The organism is Alcaligenes sp. GCM10023179, from assembly GCF_042653705.1.
Taxonomy (GTDB): domain Bacteria; phylum Pseudomonadota; class Gammaproteobacteria; order Burkholderiales; family Burkholderiaceae_B; genus Alcaligenes; species Alcaligenes phenolicus.
The window spans coordinates 181,157-196,116 of the sequence record NZ_JBHSIQ010000001.1 but is presented as its reverse complement, the minus strand read 5'-3'; the positions used below and the strand labels follow the sequence as shown (position 1 = coordinate 196,116).

At 55.8% G+C, this 14,960-nt stretch carries 16 protein-coding genes and 1 tRNA gene; 6 read left to right on the top strand and 11 right to left on the bottom strand.

The window, feature by feature from the left end; all coding sequences use genetic code 11:
* Nucleotides 1-163 precede the first annotated feature (163 nt).
* On the bottom strand, nt 164-619 hold the full coding sequence (gene mscL / locus ACFPDR_RS00935) for a large conductance mechanosensitive channel protein MscL (RefSeq protein ID WP_009455470.1): 456 nt from the start codon (nt 617-619) through the stop codon (nt 164-166).
* A 126-nt stretch (nt 620-745) separates the two neighbouring features.
* On the opposite strand from mscL, the gene petA reads away from it, so the two are divergent.
* The 5 genes from petA (at nt 746) to ACFPDR_RS00910 (ending at nt 4,870) form a co-directional block, all read left to right on the top strand.
* The gene (gene petA / locus ACFPDR_RS00930; protein ID WP_035269839.1) at nt 746-1,390 is read left to right on the top strand and encodes a ubiquinol-cytochrome c reductase iron-sulfur subunit; all 645 of its coding nucleotides are present in this window, start codon (nt 746-748) and stop codon (nt 1,388-1,390) included.
* A 50-nt stretch (nt 1,391-1,440) separates the two neighbouring features.
* Nucleotides 1,441-2,829, top strand: a complete 1,389-nt coding sequence (locus tag ACFPDR_RS00925) for a cytochrome b (RefSeq protein ID WP_009455468.1) — start codon at nt 1,441-1,443, stop codon at nt 2,827-2,829.
* Nucleotides 2,830-2,848: 19 nt separating this feature from the next.
* On the top strand, nt 2,849-3,703 hold the full coding sequence (locus ACFPDR_RS00920) for a cytochrome c1 (RefSeq protein ID WP_080747987.1): 855 nt from the start codon (nt 2,849-2,851) through the stop codon (nt 3,701-3,703).
* A 126-nt stretch (nt 3,704-3,829) separates the two neighbouring features.
* Nucleotides 3,830-4,438 (top strand): glutathione S-transferase N-terminal domain-containing protein, encoded by a 609-nt coding sequence (locus tag ACFPDR_RS00915; RefSeq protein ID WP_009455466.1) that lies wholly within the window; start codon nt 3,830-3,832, stop codon nt 4,436-4,438.
* A 6-nt stretch (nt 4,439-4,444) separates the two neighbouring features.
* Entirely contained in the window at nt 4,445-4,870 is a 426-nt protein-coding gene (locus tag ACFPDR_RS00910) for a ClpXP protease specificity-enhancing factor (RefSeq protein WP_009455465.1), read from the top strand.
* A 268-nt stretch (nt 4,871-5,138) separates the two neighbouring features.
* Here ACFPDR_RS00910 and cysW read toward each other — a convergent pair whose 3' ends face one another.
* Genes cysW through cysP form a run of 3 tightly spaced genes read right to left on the bottom strand, consistent with a single transcriptional unit; the run spans nt 5,139 to nt 7,879 of the window.
* On the bottom strand, nt 5,139-5,984 hold the full coding sequence (cysW, locus tag ACFPDR_RS00905; protein WP_051316283.1) for a sulfate ABC transporter permease subunit CysW: 846 nt from the start codon (nt 5,982-5,984) through the stop codon (nt 5,139-5,141).
* A complete protein-coding gene (gene cysT / locus ACFPDR_RS00900; protein WP_051359144.1) occupies nt 5,981-6,871 on the bottom strand; it encodes a sulfate ABC transporter permease subunit CysT in 891 nt (296 codons plus the stop codon). Before cysT ends, cysW begins: the two co-directional genes overlap by 4 nt.
* 3 nt (nt 6,872-6,874) lie before the next feature.
* Nucleotides 6,875-7,879, bottom strand: coding sequence for a thiosulfate ABC transporter substrate-binding protein CysP (gene cysP / locus ACFPDR_RS00895; protein ID WP_042485687.1), 1,005 nt, complete (start codon nt 7,877-7,879; stop codon nt 6,875-6,877).
* A gap of 247 nt (nt 7,880-8,126) precedes the next feature.
* Between cysP and ACFPDR_RS00890 the strand changes: the two genes are divergently transcribed.
* Nucleotides 8,127-8,202, top strand: a tRNA-Thr gene (locus tag ACFPDR_RS00890).
* Nucleotides 8,203-8,356: 154 nt separating this feature from the next.
* On the opposite strand, the gene ACFPDR_RS00885 is transcribed toward ACFPDR_RS00890, so the two are convergent.
* From ACFPDR_RS00885 to ACFPDR_RS00855, 7 genes are all read right to left on the bottom strand, one after another.
* Nucleotides 8,357-9,490 (bottom strand): alpha-hydroxy acid oxidase, encoded by a 1,134-nt coding sequence (locus ACFPDR_RS00885; RefSeq protein WP_376910205.1) that lies wholly within the window; start codon nt 9,488-9,490, stop codon nt 8,357-8,359.
* Nucleotides 9,491-9,768: 278 nt separating this feature from the next.
* The gene (locus ACFPDR_RS00880) at nt 9,769-10,719 is read right to left on the bottom strand and encodes a 2-hydroxyacid dehydrogenase (RefSeq protein ID WP_376911054.1); all 951 of its coding nucleotides are present in this window, start codon (nt 10,717-10,719) and stop codon (nt 9,769-9,771) included.
* Entirely contained in the window at nt 10,719-11,045 is a 327-nt protein-coding gene (locus ACFPDR_RS00875; RefSeq protein WP_035269826.1) for an NIPSNAP family protein, read from the bottom strand. Before ACFPDR_RS00875 ends, ACFPDR_RS00880 begins: the two co-directional genes overlap by 1 nt.
* 15 nt (nt 11,046-11,060) lie before the next feature.
* Nucleotides 11,061-12,353 (bottom strand): TRAP transporter large permease, encoded by a 1,293-nt coding sequence (locus tag ACFPDR_RS00870; RefSeq protein ID WP_035269825.1) that lies wholly within the window; start codon nt 12,351-12,353, stop codon nt 11,061-11,063.
* Nucleotides 12,346-12,849 carry a TRAP transporter small permease gene (locus ACFPDR_RS00865; protein ID WP_235332453.1) on the bottom strand — a complete coding sequence of 168 codons (504 nt, stop codon included), beginning with the start codon at nt 12,847-12,849 and terminating at the stop codon, nt 12,346-12,348. Before ACFPDR_RS00865 ends, ACFPDR_RS00870 begins: the two co-directional genes overlap by 8 nt.
* A 68-nt stretch (nt 12,850-12,917) precedes the next feature.
* Nucleotides 12,918-13,958, bottom strand: a complete 1,041-nt coding sequence (locus ACFPDR_RS00860) for a TRAP transporter substrate-binding protein (protein WP_376910203.1) — start codon at nt 13,956-13,958, stop codon at nt 12,918-12,920.
* 53 nt (nt 13,959-14,011) lie between these two features.
* Entirely contained in the window at nt 14,012-14,959 is a 948-nt protein-coding gene (locus ACFPDR_RS00855) for an NAD-dependent epimerase/dehydratase family protein (protein ID WP_376910202.1), read from the bottom strand.
* Nucleotide 14,960 lies beyond the last annotated feature (1 nt).

Sequence of the window (14,960 nt, the reverse complement as noted above, 5' to 3'; positions counted from 1 at the left end):
CATATGACCTTGAACAAGCTTTAAAGCGCCGCAGGCTAGACAAGCCCAGGCCCTGAAAGGCTAAAATCAGGCATCCGGCGCGGGCAAACTTGACCCTGCCGGTGGGTTTACATAAACAAAAAGGTGCCGAAAGGCACCTTAAAGCTTTGATAAGTCTGGGCTTTTATTTTTTCAGCGAATCCCTGATCTCGCGCAGCAAGATGACGTCTTCAGGGGTTGGTTCGGGTACGGCCTCAGCAGCTTCAGCCTTGGCCACGGTGGCACGCATACGGTTAATCATCTTGACCATGCAAAACACCACGAAGGCCAGCAAGATGAAGTTGATGAAAATGGTCAGGAAGTTACCCCACGACAAAACAACAGCACCGGCCGCATTCAGAGCTTCCAGGGTTTCTGGGCCGGTAAAGCCCTCTGGTGTACGCAAGACCGTGAACTGGTTGGTAAAATCCACTTCGCCGCCAAGGATGAAACTGATGACGGGCATGACGATGTCTTTTACCAGCGAGTCGATAATCTTGCCAAAAGCAGCGCCAATAATGACACCGACCGCAAGGTCCATCATGTTGCCCTTAACTGCGAACTCCCGGAATTCGTTCAGGAAACCTCGAGCCTTGTTCATATGTTCACCTTTGATCAAGTTATGCTGCGCTGGGTAACGCGTATAATGTGCGGTTGAATAATATACCCAGGCCCAAATCCGTAAATTGTGGTATTGCCCGAGTCGGGCAGGAATAAGGATACTAGAATGAGTCAGAATACGACACAGCCCGATGCCATAGGCGCGGTTGATTTCAATCTTCCGCCCGATCCTTCGCGCCGCACCTGGGTCGCCACCGCCTGTGCATTAGGTGGTGTCGCTGGTGTGGCGACAGCTGTTCCCTTTGTCAGCTCCTTTGCTCCTTCCGAGAAAGCGAAAGCGGCCGGCGCTCCCGTAGAGGTCGATATTTCCGGTATCGCCCCCGGTCAGATGCGCACCGTGGAATGGCGCGGGAAACCCGTCTGGATTCTGCACCGCACCAAAGAGCAGCTGGACGCACTGCCCAAGCTGGACAGCCAGCTGGCCGACCCTGACTCGGATCGCCCCGGTTACACCCCTGCGTACGCCAAGAACGAATACCGTTCGCGTCGCCCTGAAATCTTTATCTGTATCGGTATCTGCACCCACCTGGGTTGCTCCCCTACCCCGCATCTGGCTGCTGGCGCTGGCGCTGGTCTGCCCGGTGGTTGGGAAGGCGGCTTTCTGTGCCCCTGCCACGGCTCCACGTTCGACCTGGCCGGCCGCGTCTACAGCAACAAGCCTGCTCCAGACAATCTGGAAATCCCGCCCTACGAGTTCTCGGCTGACGGCACGATGGTTACCATCGGCGTAGACGAAAACAACAAGGCCTAAGGCGGCTGTAACCCAATACGTACTATTTAAAAAGATAAAGGAGCCGTTTCATGGCTGGCGAGAAAACCGTCGAAACGACAGGACTCTTGGGATGGATTGACAGGCGTTTCCCCCTGACATCCATGTACAAAGAGCACATGTCAGAATATTACGCGCCGAAGAACTTCAACTTCTGGTACTTCTTTGGCTCTCTGGCACTGCTGGTGCTGGTTATCCAGATCGTGACTGGTATTTTCCTGGTCATGAACTACAAGCCTGATGCCAAGCTGGCCTTTGAGTCGGTTGAATACATCATGCGTGAAGTGCCCGGTGGCTGGATCATTCGCTACATGCACTCCACAGGCGCTTCCATGTTCTTCGTGGTGGTGTACCTGCACATGCTGCGCGGCTTGTTCTACGGTTCTTACCGCAAGCCACGTGAACTGGTCTGGATCTTTGGCGTTGCCATTTTCCTCTGTCTGATGGCTGAAGCCTTCATGGGCTACCTGCTGCCATGGGGCCAGATGTCCTACTGGGGCGCCCAGGTGATTGTGAACCTGTTCTCGGCCATTCCTTTCATTGGTCCTGACCTGGCTATTTTCATCCGTGGTGACTACGTGGTGTCCGACGCCACCCTGAACCGCTTCTTTGCTCTGCACGTGATTGCGGTGCCTCTGGTCCTGCTGGGTCTGGTTGTGGCTCACCTGATCGCACTGCATGAAGTGGGTTCCAACAACCCCGACGGCGTGGAAATCAAGAAAGGCCCCAAAGACGCTCAAGGTCGTCCTTTGGATGGCATCCCCTTCCACCCTTACTACACCGTGCACGACATCCTGGGTGTGGCGGGCTTCCTGATTGTGTTTGCCGCGATTGTGTTCTTTGCCCCTGAAATGGGCGGCTACTTCCTGGAGTTCAACAACTTCAGCCCTGCCGATGCACTGAAGACTCCTCCGCACATTGCTCCTGTCTGGTACTTCACGCCGTTCTACTCCATGCTGCGTGCCACGACTGCCGACTTTACCTGGGTTCTGGCCGGTGCTTCCGTGCTGGGTGCTCTGGTGCTGTTCGTCAAAGGCAAGCTGCCCGGTATCTGGCGCCTGGTCGTACCCGCTGTCCTGATCGCTGTTGCTGTGCTGCTGCGTGTTATCGACGCCAAGTTCTGGGGCGTGGTGGCCATGGGTGGTACGGTCGTGATCCTGTTCTTCCTGCCTTGGCTGGATAAATCGCCTGTGAAGTCGATTCGCTACCGTCCTACCTGGCACAAAGTGCTGTACGCGATTTTCATCATCAACTTCCTGATCTTGGGTTACCTGGGCACACAGGCTCCGAACGACTTGTTCAACCTGCTGAGCCAGATCGGTACGGTGATCTACCTGGCCTTCTTCCTGCTGATGCCAGTATGGAGCCGCATGGGTACGTTCAAACCCGAACCTGATCGCGTGACTTTCCGCCCTCACTAGGCCCCCAACACGAAACGGAATGACCATGATTAAGAAACTGCTTGGCGCTCTGGCCTTGTCCCTTACCTGCACGGTGGCTGGTGCCGCCGAAGGTGGCTATGCCCTGGAGCGCGCGCCCGACCGCATGAATGACATGGCGGCGTTGCAAAATGGCGCAAAACTGTTTGTGAACTACTGTCTGAACTGTCATAGCGCCAACTCCATGCGCTACAACAAGCTGACAGACATCGGCCTGACCGAAGAGGACATCAAGAAAAACTTGCTGTTCTCCTCGGACAAGGTGGGTGATCTGATGAAGATCGCCATGACCCCTGAAATGGGCAAGAAGTGGTTTGGTGCCGCTCCTCCGGACCTGTCCGTGATTGCGCGTGCCAAGTCCACCAACTTGGGCCCCAGCGGCGCAGACTACATCTACACCTACTTGCGCACTTTCTACCGTGACGCATCCCGCCCAACCGGCTGGGATAACCTGGTTTTCCCAAGCGTGGGTATGCCTCACGCCATGTGGGAGCGCCAAGGTGGCGTCACCTTGCACCGCACGACCGTGGCCCAGGAAGCCAAGGACGATGGCAGCAAGGAATGGGTCAAGACCACGGCTACTTACGATCCAGCCGGTTTCTCCGACGTCAAGAAAGAAGTATTGGCCGATTACACCGGTCACGCTACTGACAGCGTCAAGCTTGAGCCTGTTAACGCCAAGGCTGCTGCCAAATACGACAGCGACGTGGCCGACCTGGCCAACTTCATGGACTGGATGGCCGAGCCTGTGCAGCTGGAGCGCAAGAAAATTGGCGTGGGCGTGATCCTGTTCCTGCTCTTGTTCTTTGCCGTTGCATGGCGCCTGAACAGCGTTTTCTGGAAAGACATCAAGTAAAACGCTATGCTAGACGGGCAGGCCTAACTAGCCTGCCCGGCTTTTTATTGTTAAAACCCCTTGCAGGGTTTTAAATTCTGAGCCGTGAGGCTCTTGTTTTTATTTCTACGACTGGAATCTCCTACCATGATGGTGCTCTACTCTGGAACAACTTGCCCATTCTCACAGCGCTGCCGTTTCGTGTTGTTTGAAAAAGGCATGGATTTCGAGATCCGCGACATCGACTTGTACAACAAGCCTGAAGATATCGCCGTCATGAACCCCTACGGACAGGTGCCGATCCTGGTAGAACGTGACCTGATCTTGTACGAATCGAACATCATCAATGAATACATTGATGAGCGTTTCCCGCATCCTCAGCTGATGCCTGCGGACCCCACCATGCGCGCCCGCACACGCCTGTTCCTGTACAACTTCGAAAAGGAACTGTTTGTACACGTGGCCGCCCTGGAAGACCGCCGCAACGCGGATGCCAAGGCACAAGAACTGGCCCGTCAGCAAATCCGCAACCACTTGTCGCAGCTGGCTCCCATCTTGCTCAAGAACAAGTACATGCTGGGTGAAGAATTCTCCATGCTGGACGTGGCGATCGCTCCCCTGCTCTGGCGCCTGGACCACTACGGTATCGAACTGCCCAAGAGCGCTGCTCCTGTGCAAAAGTACGCCGAGCGCGTATTCTCGCGTCCTGCCTACATTGAAGCACTGACTCCTTCCGAAAAAGTCATGCGTCGCTAATCCACTATGCAAGAAACCTCGACCAAGCCTTACCTGCTGCGCGCTCTACACGAATGGTGTTCCGACCACGGATACACCCCACACATCGTGGTCACGGTAGACGCCAACACGGTTGTTCCACGCGGCCATATTCAGGATGGTCAAATCACCCTGAATATCGGGCATCTGGCCACCAATGGCCTGATCCTGGGCAACGACTACATTGAATTCCAGGCCCGCTTTGGCGGCGTCACGGAAGACATTTTCGTACCCGTGGCAGCTGTATCGGCCATCTACGCACGCGAAACAGGCGCTGGTATGGGTTTTGAAGTGGTGGAGTCCGAGCCTTACGCAGAAGGTGACACACCGGACGCCGCTCCTGAAGCTGCACCGGAAGCTCCCGCTGCCAAGAAAGACGCTGACAAGGTCTCGCACCTGAAGATCGTCAAATAAGGCGCGTTCGACGCAGACAAAAATAGAGCCCCGCATGGGGCTCTATTTATTTGGGTTCCAAGCTCGGCAATCACCCTAGCTTTGGCTTTGGCTTTGGCTTTGGCTTTAGCTTGGCTTGGCTTGGCTTGGCTTGGCTTGGCTTGGCTTGGCTTGGCTTGGCTTGGCTTGGCTTGGCTTGGCAGATCAGTATCAGCTACTTAAACCACCTCAGGGAATACTCAGCCACCTAACGCCACTGAAAATATTTCCCAAGCCTCCAGCCCACCATCTACCCTTGTACTGCCTCCGCTTGATTACGGCGACGCCCAGCCGCCACACGCCACTCCAGCAGGCTCTTGAGCATCACAGACACAATCGCGAACACCGCCAGCAGCGCAGCCGCTGTAAAGGCCGCTGCTGCCTTGTTATCGTTGTTCAGCTGATCCACCAGCAAGGACAAGGTCAAAGTCTGATTCATGATGGTGCCCGACACCACGGACACGGCCCCAAACTCCCCAATCGCACGGGCATTGGTCAACACCACGCCATAGAGCAAGGCCCATTTGATATCCGGCAGCGTCACATGCCAGAAGATCTGCCAGCCGTTTGCACCCAGACTTAAAGCCGCCGCCTGTGCATCCGAGCCCTGAGCCTGCATGATGGGAATCAGGATACGAGCCACATAAGGCGTCGTCACAAAGATAGTGACCATCAAGATACCCGGCCAGGCGAACATCAACTGAATATCACGCGCGCTTAGCCATTGCCCCAGGGACGACTCCACACCGTAGACCACCAGGTAACACAGGCCCGCCACCACCGGAGAGACCGCGTAAGGCAAATCCACCAAGGTACTTAGCAGACGACGACCACGGAACTGGTAATGCGTCAGACACCAGGCCAGCAAGATGCCAAAGACCATATTCAGGGGCACCGTCAGCACCGCCACAAACAGAGTCAACCCGATGGCATGCAGCATATAGTCCTCTTGCAGATTGCTCCACAAGGCAGGCAAACCATCGCCCAAGGCTTTGGAGAAAATCAGTACCAAGGGGACTACCAGCAGCCCCAGCACCAACACAATGCCCAAGGCCAAAATCAGGCGGTCTGCCGTGCTTTTAGGTGTTTTTCTCATGGTGCCCTCCGCTGCCAGCCCAATAGACGATTCTGCACCATCTGCAAGGTGAACAAGAGCAGCAAGGATGCGATCAAGATCACCGAGGCAATCGCGGCAGCGGCCGGGTAATTGAACTCTTGCAGCCGCACAAAAATCATCAGGGACGACACTTCAGTTTTGAAGGGAATATTGCCCGCAATCATGATGACTGCGCCAAACTCACCCAGGCTACGAATAAAAGCTTGAGACGCTCCAGTCACCAGAGCAGGAATCAGCGGTGGGAACACCACCTTGCTGAAGGTCTGCCAGCCACTGGCACCCAAGGTGTGGGCAACCTCTTCATACTCGGCACCCAGCTCTTCAATCACGGGCTGCACGATACGCACCACAAAGGGCAAACTGGTGAACGTCATGGCCAACACAATACCGGGGTATTGATAAGCAACCTTCCAACCCTCCGGCAGAAACTGGCCAAACCAGCCACCAGGCACAAATAGCGTCGCCAAGGTCAAACCTGCTACCGACGTTGGCAAGGCAAACGGCAGGTCCACCAAAGCATCAATCAGACGGCGCCCCGGAAACTCAAAGCGCGTGATAATCCAGGCAATGATGAAGCCCACCACACTGGCAATCACAGTGGAGTAAAAAGCGGCACTGATCGTGACCTGATAACTGCTGACAACGCGTTTATCAGTCACCGCACGCCAATAATCGGCCAGGCTCATGTCACTGACGTACATGAACAAGGCCGACAAAGGCAGCAGCACAATAATGGACAGGTACAGGACGCTAAAGCCAAAGCTCAGTCCAAAACCCGGCATGACGGGGCGGCGCAGAAAGAAGATGGGCTTTAGCGCAGCCTTCGCCCCGGAATCCTGCGCCCCGCCCACAAGAGTACGACTCATGAATTACTTGGCCAGCAACTGGTCCAACACCCCGTTAGCAGCAAAGTGGCGGCTCTGGATGTCAGTCCAGGAACCCAGAACATCAGTAGGATTGATCAGCTTGACCGGCGCGTACTTGGACTCGAACTCCTTGGCCACGGCAGGATCCGTCACACGGTAGTTGAAACCAGCCAACAGGCGCTGAATCTCGGGGGTGTACTGGAACTTCAGGTATTCGGTTGCTTCCTTGCGAGTGCCTTTCTGGTCGACCACTCGGTCCACCACCGCTACCGGGAACTCGGCCAATACGCTGACAGGGGGCACCACCACTTCCAGCTCGCTGCCCTTGAACTCATCGCTGGCAGCAATATTGATCACTTCGGATTCAAAGGTCAGCAAAACGTCGCCCTGACCATTCTGGGCAAACGCCACGGTCGCACCACGACCACCTGTGGGGAAGCTTTCTACATTCCCCAGCACCTTGCCGACAAACTCCTTGATCTTGGCTTCGTCACCGCCGAAAGCCTCATTGGCGTACAACCAGGACGCCAAATAGGTGTAGCGGGCATTACCCGAGGTCTTGGGGTTCGGGAACACCAGCTTCACATCGTCACGTACCAAATCATCCCAGGACTTGATGTTCTTGGGATTGCCCTTGCGCACCAGAAAAGCGATGGTGCTGTAGTAAGGCGAGCTGTTGTTCGGGAACTTGCTGGCCCAATCCTTGGCAACCGCCCCGCGCTCGGCCAGGAACTCAATATCGGTAACCTGGTTGAAAGTAACGGTGTCTACTTTCTTGCCCTGGATAATGTCCTGGGCTTGACGAGAGGTCCCAGCAAAAGACTGGTCAATCTTGATGTCTTCACCAGTCGTCGCTTTCCAGTGTTCAACAAACTTGGGGTTAATCGCCGCAAAGGTCTCGCGCGCCACGTCAAACGAGGCGTTCAGCAAAGAAACCTGGGCACTGGCCGTGCCACCCAGCAAAGATGCCAACAACAAGGCAGAGCCAACAACAGACTTCAATTTCATGGTGTTCCCCAAAGGTCCCGGACGCGGCCTTCGGAGCCCGTCACTGATGTTCAATCGCGTGCTATCTATATAAGCGCAGCTTGGATAGATCAGATTATGGGTAGGGAAAAAGGCATTTAAAACGACATTTTCATCATGCTCTTATAACCAGAACCTATCTATTGGCTGGGCTGGCGTGGTGTGCACCACAGCAATATTTTTCTGGTGATTGCTTCTTGGCGAAAAACCCGGCTATAATCGTCAATTCGCCGGCTTAGCTCAGTTGGTAGAGCAGCGCACTTGTAATGCGAAGGTCGAGGGTTCAACTCCTTTAGCCGGCACCACGAATAAAACAAAACGCCAAGCTTTCAAAAAGCTTGGCGTTTTGTTTTTCTGCTGTCGGAACCTGACTTTTACGCAGGCGGGAATGCTTCCTTTCACAAGCCAACCCCCACAAGATAAATTTCTCGATGCTGATTTCAGCAAGTATCTGACACCTTAGTCGGTAGAGGATACAAGACATTGGGCCAAATCTGCCGGACATGAAGCCCCCAACAGAATCATCGTTCGCTCCAGTTCCTGGGCGATCAGGCTAAGCACCTGTGCAACACCCTGTTCGCCACCTTGAGCCAAACCATAGGCCACGGCGCGCCCCAAGAATACGCCACTTGCTCCGCAAGCAATGGCTTTGGCGACATCCGAACCCCGCCGAAAACCACTATCAATAAACACCGGCATCTGCTTTTTGACGACATCCATGATTTTCGGGAGGACACTGATCGTTGAAGGTGCGCAGTCCAGTTGTCGACCTCCATGATTGGAAACGACCAGCCCATCTACTCCGTAGCGCAGAGCCTGCCGCGCGTCTTCAGGGTGCAGCACCCCCTTGATCAATAAGGGGCCATCCCATTTGGAGCGCAACCAGGAGACATCGTCCCACACTAAACGGCGGTCCATGCTCCGGGCCAGCAGTGCCGCCTGCGCCTGGGCAGATGTGACTCCTTCCGTAGGCATCAGGTTGACGAACTGGGGTTGCCCGGCCAAGGCCTGACGCCACAACCAGCGGGGCTGCGAAGCCATATCCAGCAACAAGCGGGGACCGGGACGAAACGGCAATTTGAAGCCATGGCGTATGTCCTTTTCTCTATACCCCCCTACGGGCACATCGACGGTCAAAACCAGGGCCTCGAATCCAGCCTGGCGGGCACGATCCAGAATGGAATTGGCCATACCCCTGTCTTGCATCACATACAGCTGCATCCAGCATGGGCCTTCGCAGACTTCACGCACTTGCTCCAAGGGGCTGTTGGAGGCTGTAGACAAGATATACGGCAAGCCAGCCTTGCCTGCGGCACGTGCAGCGTGCAGATCCCCACGAGGGCGCACGACATCGATCAGGCCAACAGGGGCTACGCCAAAAGGCGATGACCATCGTCGCCCAAAGACCTCTATCTCTGTTGAAAGTGCCGAAGTGTCACGCAAACTGCGCGGCGATAAAGTCAGAGCCTGCAAATCTGCCTGATTACGAGTCAGACAAAGTTCGTCTTCTGCCCCGCCTGCAACATAGTCATAGACAAAACGGGGCAGGCTGCTTTGAGCCGCTAACTGAAAGTCCTGAATGCTGAGCCGCATGATGCAAGCTGTCTCCCCACCTGATGCCGGGCATTCAAGGCCCGATTCAATTTAATTGTTTAAGCATCAAGTATATGACTGAACGCATCGCTTCATACAAGGAAATACACCTAATTGACGGGGAAGCTTGTGCCAAGACCAGGGGACCAAAGTAATACGCCATCACCCTGGTTGGCACCAAACGCTCTATCTACAGACTCAGCATTGGGTCATCATCTGAAAGCAGAGTTGTTGCTCCAAACCTGCCAATGCGTGGTCCTTTACGAACCCTAGAACCCTTATAGCCTCACCGGCGTCGCCAGCTCCCCTTCCTTGACGAAACGCTCCACATTCTTCAATACCAAATCACACATTGCCGCTCGGGTTTCACGGGTCGCGCTCCCTACATGGGGTAATACTACGACCCGATCATTGCTCAGCAATTCAGTTGGCACTTCAGGTTCGTTCTCGAACACATCGAGCCCTGCTCCTGCCAATTGGCCGTTTTCAAGAGCGGCGACCAGGGCTTTTTCATCCACGACAGAACCACGGGCGACGTTGATAAGGTAGCCGTGGGGCCCAAGAGCGTTCAAGACCTCGGCAGACACCAGGTGATAGGTTTCCGGGCTGCCGGGGCACGCCACGATGAGGAAATCGCACCATTGCGCCAAGGCCAGCAGCGAAGGCTCGTGCTGCCAAGGCAACTCGGGTTTGGCGCTACGTGTGTGATAGCGGATCTCCAGGTCAAAGCCGATCGCGCGACGTGCAATCACCTGTCCGACTCGGCCCATGCCCAACATGCCCAGACGTTTGCCGCTGACCCGCGTGCTTGGCATGGTGGGACCGACACGCGGCCAGTCACCACGCCTAACGTGACGGTCAGAAGCAGAAATGCCCCGCACCGTATCGATTAGCAAGCCCATGGCCAAGTCGGCCACGCAATCGTTTAGAACATCCGGCGTATTGCTCAGCATCACCCCACGCGCACGGACGGCATCCAGGTCGATGGCATCGTAACCAACGCCCAGGCTACAAATCGCTTTCAGGTTTGGCAAGGCATCAATCAGTGCCTTGCCTGCGCCCTGCGTTCCGGTGGTGATCAGCACCGTGAATTCAGCTCCGTGCTCACGCAAGAACGCCGCTTGATCAGGCGCATCGCTCAGGGTTTCGACCGGGCACAAGGCGGGCAGTTTGCCAGCCAGCGGTGGTGGCAAGGGGCAGGCTTGAAGAATTTTCTGGCTCATGGTCATCATTCGCTCGTAAAAACGTCGAAATCGACTTGTTTCAACAGTGCATTGCTCTGGCGTATGACATGCCCCGCAGCGGCGGCTTTACGGCGATAGGCCAACCAGCGGGGGTCAGCCTCCAAGGCATTACGACGGGCCTCTCGGTCAGCCATATCTTCGTATGCCCACAGGTGCACCACCTGATTCAACTCGCCCACTTCCGTGGTGTAGTAGCCGTGGCAGGGGCCCAGATGTTCGATCTGTATGGCACGTCCTTCCGTCGCGTACAAGGACAGGAAATCGCGCAGCAGGCCGGTGGGGATGGTGTAGGTTCTTTGGTCGATAATCATATTGCGAATCCGTTTTTATCCAAGGTATTTGGGCAAAAGCAGCGAGATGACCGGGAAGGCCAAAAGCACCGCCAGGCGGAAAACGTCGGCTACCACGAAGGGAATCACACCCCGATACAGCGTGCTCATCTTCACGTCGGGCAGCAGGCTTTTCAGGACCATCACGTTCATGCCCACGGGCGGGGTGATGAAGCTGATTTCCGTAACCACCACCACGATGATGCCGAACCAGATCAGGTCAAAGCCCAGGTGCTGCACCAAGGGGTAGAAAATAGGCACGGTCAGCAAGACCATGGACATACTTTCCAACACACTGCCCAGCACGATGTAAATCGCGCAAATCAGCAGAATCACCACGATCGGGCTCATATCGAACTGTTGCACCCAATCCTGCAAATCGCCAGGCATGGAGGTGAAGTTGATGAAGCTGGAAAACAGCAAGGCTCCGATCAGCACCATGAACAGCATCCCCGTGGTACGCGCCGACTCGACCAGCACGTTGGAAAGCACTTGCCAGGTCAAACGGCCACGCAACAGCGCGAACAGGAAGGCACCACACGCACCAATCCCCGCCGCTTCGGTAGAACTGAAGATCCCGCCGTAAATACCGCCCATGACGATGATGAACAGCACCAGCACGCCCCAGACATCGCGCAACGCAAGCAAACGCTCTTTCCAGCTCATGCGCTCACCGGGAGGGCCCGCATTGGGGTCACGCCAGATCGTCCAGCGCACCGCCAGAAGATAGAAAATAATAGCCAGCAGGCCTGGCAAAATACCGGCAGCAAACATCTTGCCTATGCTTTGCTCGGTCAAGATGGCATAGACCACCATGACAATAGAGGGCGGAATCAGAATGCCCAGCGTGCCACCGGCAGCGATGGAACCGGAAGCCAGCGCACGGCTATAGCCCAGTCTGCGCATTTCCGGATAAGCCACCTTGGACATGGTGGCCGCTGTTGCCAGGCTGGAGCCACACACCGCACCAAAGCCACCACAGGCCACCACCGTAGACATGGCCAAACCGCCTTTACGATGGCCCAGGAAGGCATACGCCGCGGCATACAGTTCTTTGGACAACTTGGCTTGAGTAATGAAATTACCCATCAAGATGAACAGCGGCAACACGGACAGCAAATACTGAAATCCGCTTTCACGCACGACTGCGCCGGTCATGGCATAGGCAGAAGGCCAATTGCGCATGATGCCAACGCCAATAAAGCCCACCAGGGCCATGGAAAACGCCACCGGCACCCGCAGGAAGATCAAGAGGAGCATGGCTGCAAAGCCAATCAGTGCTTCAGTCATTCTGTGCCTCTTCTTCCAGATGGGCGGTGTCTGCGTTCAGATCCCGGCGAAGCTGAGCCAGCTCCACGATGGTGTTGACGAACAGCATGATGCTCATGAAATAAACAACCGGAGCCAATGGCAGCCCCAGCAAAGTGGTCTGATCCAGGTATTCGGCCGCCGACTCGGCTTGTGTCCAGCTGACCATGGCCAGCAAGGCACTGATTCCAGCAGCCAGCAGGTGGCTGGTGACATGGACGACACGGACACCCTTCTCCCCACCAGGAATAGGCACTAAATCAACAACAACGTGTTCGCGCTCCATGGTGGCAAACACGATGCCGCAGAAAATGACACCTACCATCAGTATTTCGGTCAGCTCTACCGCCCCCATGACCGATACGTTGAAAATGTAGCGCCCTAATACATCAGCCAGAGTCAGCAAGGCCAGCGAGACCATGCATAACTCGGTCAAACGTCGAAGACCCGCTCTTAATAAAGAGAGAATGGAGTTCATGCTTTGTAGCTCCGGGGCTGCTGGCGCACGAGGCGCACAGCAGGTTCAAGACAGTCTGCGTGTGCTGATCAATTCGCGCTTTCCCGCTGCTTCAGGTCGGCACGAAACTCGGCCAGTACAGCAGGCCCGTCTATGCCCTTGGCCTTGGCAGCATCCAGCCATGCCTGCTCGAAGGACGCTGTGCGCTCTTTGACGGCGGCAATCAGCTCATCGCTGGCAGGATGAAACTGCACCTTGTGCTCTTCCAGGATCTTCATGGCGGCCACGTCTGCATCACCCCAGGCCTTGCCGCCCAGGCGAGCAATATGCTCACCGGACAGGCTCATCAGGATCTCGCGGTCTTTTTCAGACAAACGATCAAAGGCGCTCGGGTTCATGATGATGCCGTGCAGATCCGCATAGAGGCCACCGGGAAAAACCGTGGCGTGCTTGACCACCGTATCCAGGCGGAAAGAGGCCACAGACTCGGGCGGGAACAGCACGCCGTCCACCACGCCAGTGCTCAGCAGCTCATACGATTCGGAGGCGGGCTTCACAACCGCGTTCACCTTCAGGGCCTTGGACAAGTCGGCCTGCATACCACCACCAATGCGCAGCTTCAGGCCCTCGAAGTCGACAATGTTCTGTACCTGCTTGTCAGTGGTGTAGACGCTGCCTGGGCCGTGTCCATAAATGCCTAGCAATTTGATACCGCGATGCTCTTTGGCATCTTGCAGGTACTTGCTATAAATGTCCCAGGCCGCCAGCGAAGTAGACTCGGCGCTATTGCCCGAGAACGGCAGCATGGCAAACTTCATCAAATCAAAATTGCCGGGGTAATAGGAATAGGAAATAAAGGCCAGATCCACAATCCCATTGCGTACCGCATCCAGGTGCCCTACCGGGTTGGTCACGGCCTTGGTCAGAAAGTTGATCTTGACGCGCCCTTCAGTGGCCTGCTCCACCTCTTTGGCCCAGGGCTTCATGAAGTTCGCCACCAGCACATGCGTTTGCGGAATCCAGGCAGAGAAAGTCAGCTCCACAGGCTTGTCCGCTTTTGCGGGACCAGCTGCCACTGCCAGGCTGGTTAAGGCCATACCCAACAGGCGAGAAATCCATCGGTTCTTCATGGGGAAATCCTTTTTTGGTGGTAGATCGTTATAGGTATAGTTAGCCAGGCCCGTCAGGAGACAAGGGCCTGCTCAATCAAGGTTTCGGCATCGCCGTCATGATGCATACCCAACTGCGTGGCGATTGCCGTTGTCAAAGGCGGCCACTGGGCAAACTGCTGGTCAAACTGAGGGTTGGACTGAAAGCTCAATCCCGCATCGGCCCCCCGGCCATAGCGGGATTTGGCAGCCTGTACCAGGTCTGCCACCTGCAGACGCTGGGCGGGAAGATTCCACACCCGACCAGCGGGCAAGCGAGCGGCTTCCAGGCTCGCTGTTGTCAGAAGCTGCCGCACACAGGCGGGCAAGGAAAGCAGCCAGATCCAGCCTTGGGGGCCGATGGGGCACTCGTAAGTGCTTCCAGCAGCCAAGGCATGGATCAAAGAGCTGGCAAATGAAGACAAGGCTGTTTCAGCAGTCATGGGGCGAGCAACCACAGTAGGCAAACGAACCGAGCGGCCATCCAGAAAACCCCGGCGGCTGTAATCGGCAAGCAGCAGTTCCACCATCCGCTTCTGCGTTCCGTAACTTAAAGTGGGTGCGACGGGCGTGTTGTCATCCACCTGCTGGGGCAGTGGCGTACCAAAGACACCGATACTGCTGGCATACACCACAACGGGACACTGGCCTTGCTGTCGCAGATGCTCAAACAAGCCTATCGTGCCGTCTATATTGACGCGCAAACCCCGTGCAAAATTCTCTTCAGCCAGCCGGCTGGTCACCGAGGCCAGATGGAAAACCGTGTCGGGTGCTGGCGTTAGCACCGCCCCCAGCACGGCTTTATCGGACAAGTCACCACTAATGCAACGCAGTCCAGGCAGGTGGGGATAGCCTTGCTCTTCAAAAGCCAAATCCGTCAGCGTCAGGCTTTGAATCTCATTGGCCGCAAGCAGTTTGGCCGCCGCACGAGCAAGCGCTTGACCGATGTAGCCGTTGGCGCCGGTAATCAAGACGTGCTTCATG

What these genes read in the sequence shown, in the direction of transcription:
- ACFPDR_RS00920 (WP_080747987.1), top strand. Translation starts at nt 2,849, where the DNA reads ATGACCATGATTAAGAAACTGCTTGGCGCTCTGGCCTTGTCCCTTACC.
- ACFPDR_RS00880 (WP_376911054.1), bottom strand. Translation starts at nt 10,719, where the DNA reads ATGACCATGAGCCAGAAAATTCTTCAAGCCTGCCCCTTGCCACCACCG.
- ACFPDR_RS00915 (WP_009455466.1), top strand. Translation starts at nt 3,830, where the DNA reads ATGATGGTGCTCTACTCTGGAACAACTTGCCCATTCTCACAGCGCTGC.
- ACFPDR_RS00860 (WP_376910203.1), bottom strand. Translation starts at nt 13,958, where the DNA reads ATGAAGAACCGATGGATTTCTCGCCTGTTGGGTATGGCCTTAACCAGC.
- cysW (WP_051316283.1), bottom strand. Translation starts at nt 5,984, where the DNA reads ATGAGAAAAACACCTAAAAGCACGGCAGACCGCCTGATTTTGGCCTTG.
- ACFPDR_RS00855 (WP_376910202.1), bottom strand. Translation starts at nt 14,959, where the DNA reads ATGAAGCACGTCTTGATTACCGGCGCCAACGGCTACATCGGTCAAGCG.
- cysP (WP_042485687.1), bottom strand. Translation starts at nt 7,879, where the DNA reads ATGAAATTGAAGTCTGTTGTTGGCTCTGCCTTGTTGTTGGCATCTTTG.
- petA (WP_035269839.1), top strand. Translation starts at nt 746, where the DNA reads ATGAGTCAGAATACGACACAGCCCGATGCCATAGGCGCGGTTGATTTC.
- ACFPDR_RS00865 (WP_235332453.1), bottom strand. Translation starts at nt 12,849, where the DNA reads ATGAACTCCATTCTCTCTTTATTAAGAGCGGGTCTTCGACGTTTGACC.
- ACFPDR_RS00910 (WP_009455465.1), top strand. Translation starts at nt 4,445, where the DNA reads ATGCAAGAAACCTCGACCAAGCCTTACCTGCTGCGCGCTCTACACGAA.
- cysT (WP_051359144.1), bottom strand. Translation starts at nt 6,871, where the DNA reads ATGAGTCGTACTCTTGTGGGCGGGGCGCAGGATTCCGGGGCGAAGGCT.
- ACFPDR_RS00870 (WP_035269825.1), bottom strand. Translation starts at nt 12,353, where the DNA reads ATGACTGAAGCACTGATTGGCTTTGCAGCCATGCTCCTCTTGATCTTC.
- ACFPDR_RS00875 (WP_035269826.1), bottom strand. Translation starts at nt 11,045, where the DNA reads ATGATTATCGACCAAAGAACCTACACCATCCCCACCGGCCTGCTGCGC.
- ACFPDR_RS00885 (WP_376910205.1), bottom strand. Translation starts at nt 9,490, where the DNA reads ATGCGGCTCAGCATTCAGGACTTTCAGTTAGCGGCTCAAAGCAGCCTG.
- mscL (WP_009455470.1), bottom strand. Translation starts at nt 619, where the DNA reads ATGAACAAGGCTCGAGGTTTCCTGAACGAATTCCGGGAGTTCGCAGTT.
- ACFPDR_RS00925 (WP_009455468.1), top strand. Translation starts at nt 1,441, where the DNA reads ATGGCTGGCGAGAAAACCGTCGAAACGACAGGACTCTTGGGATGGATT.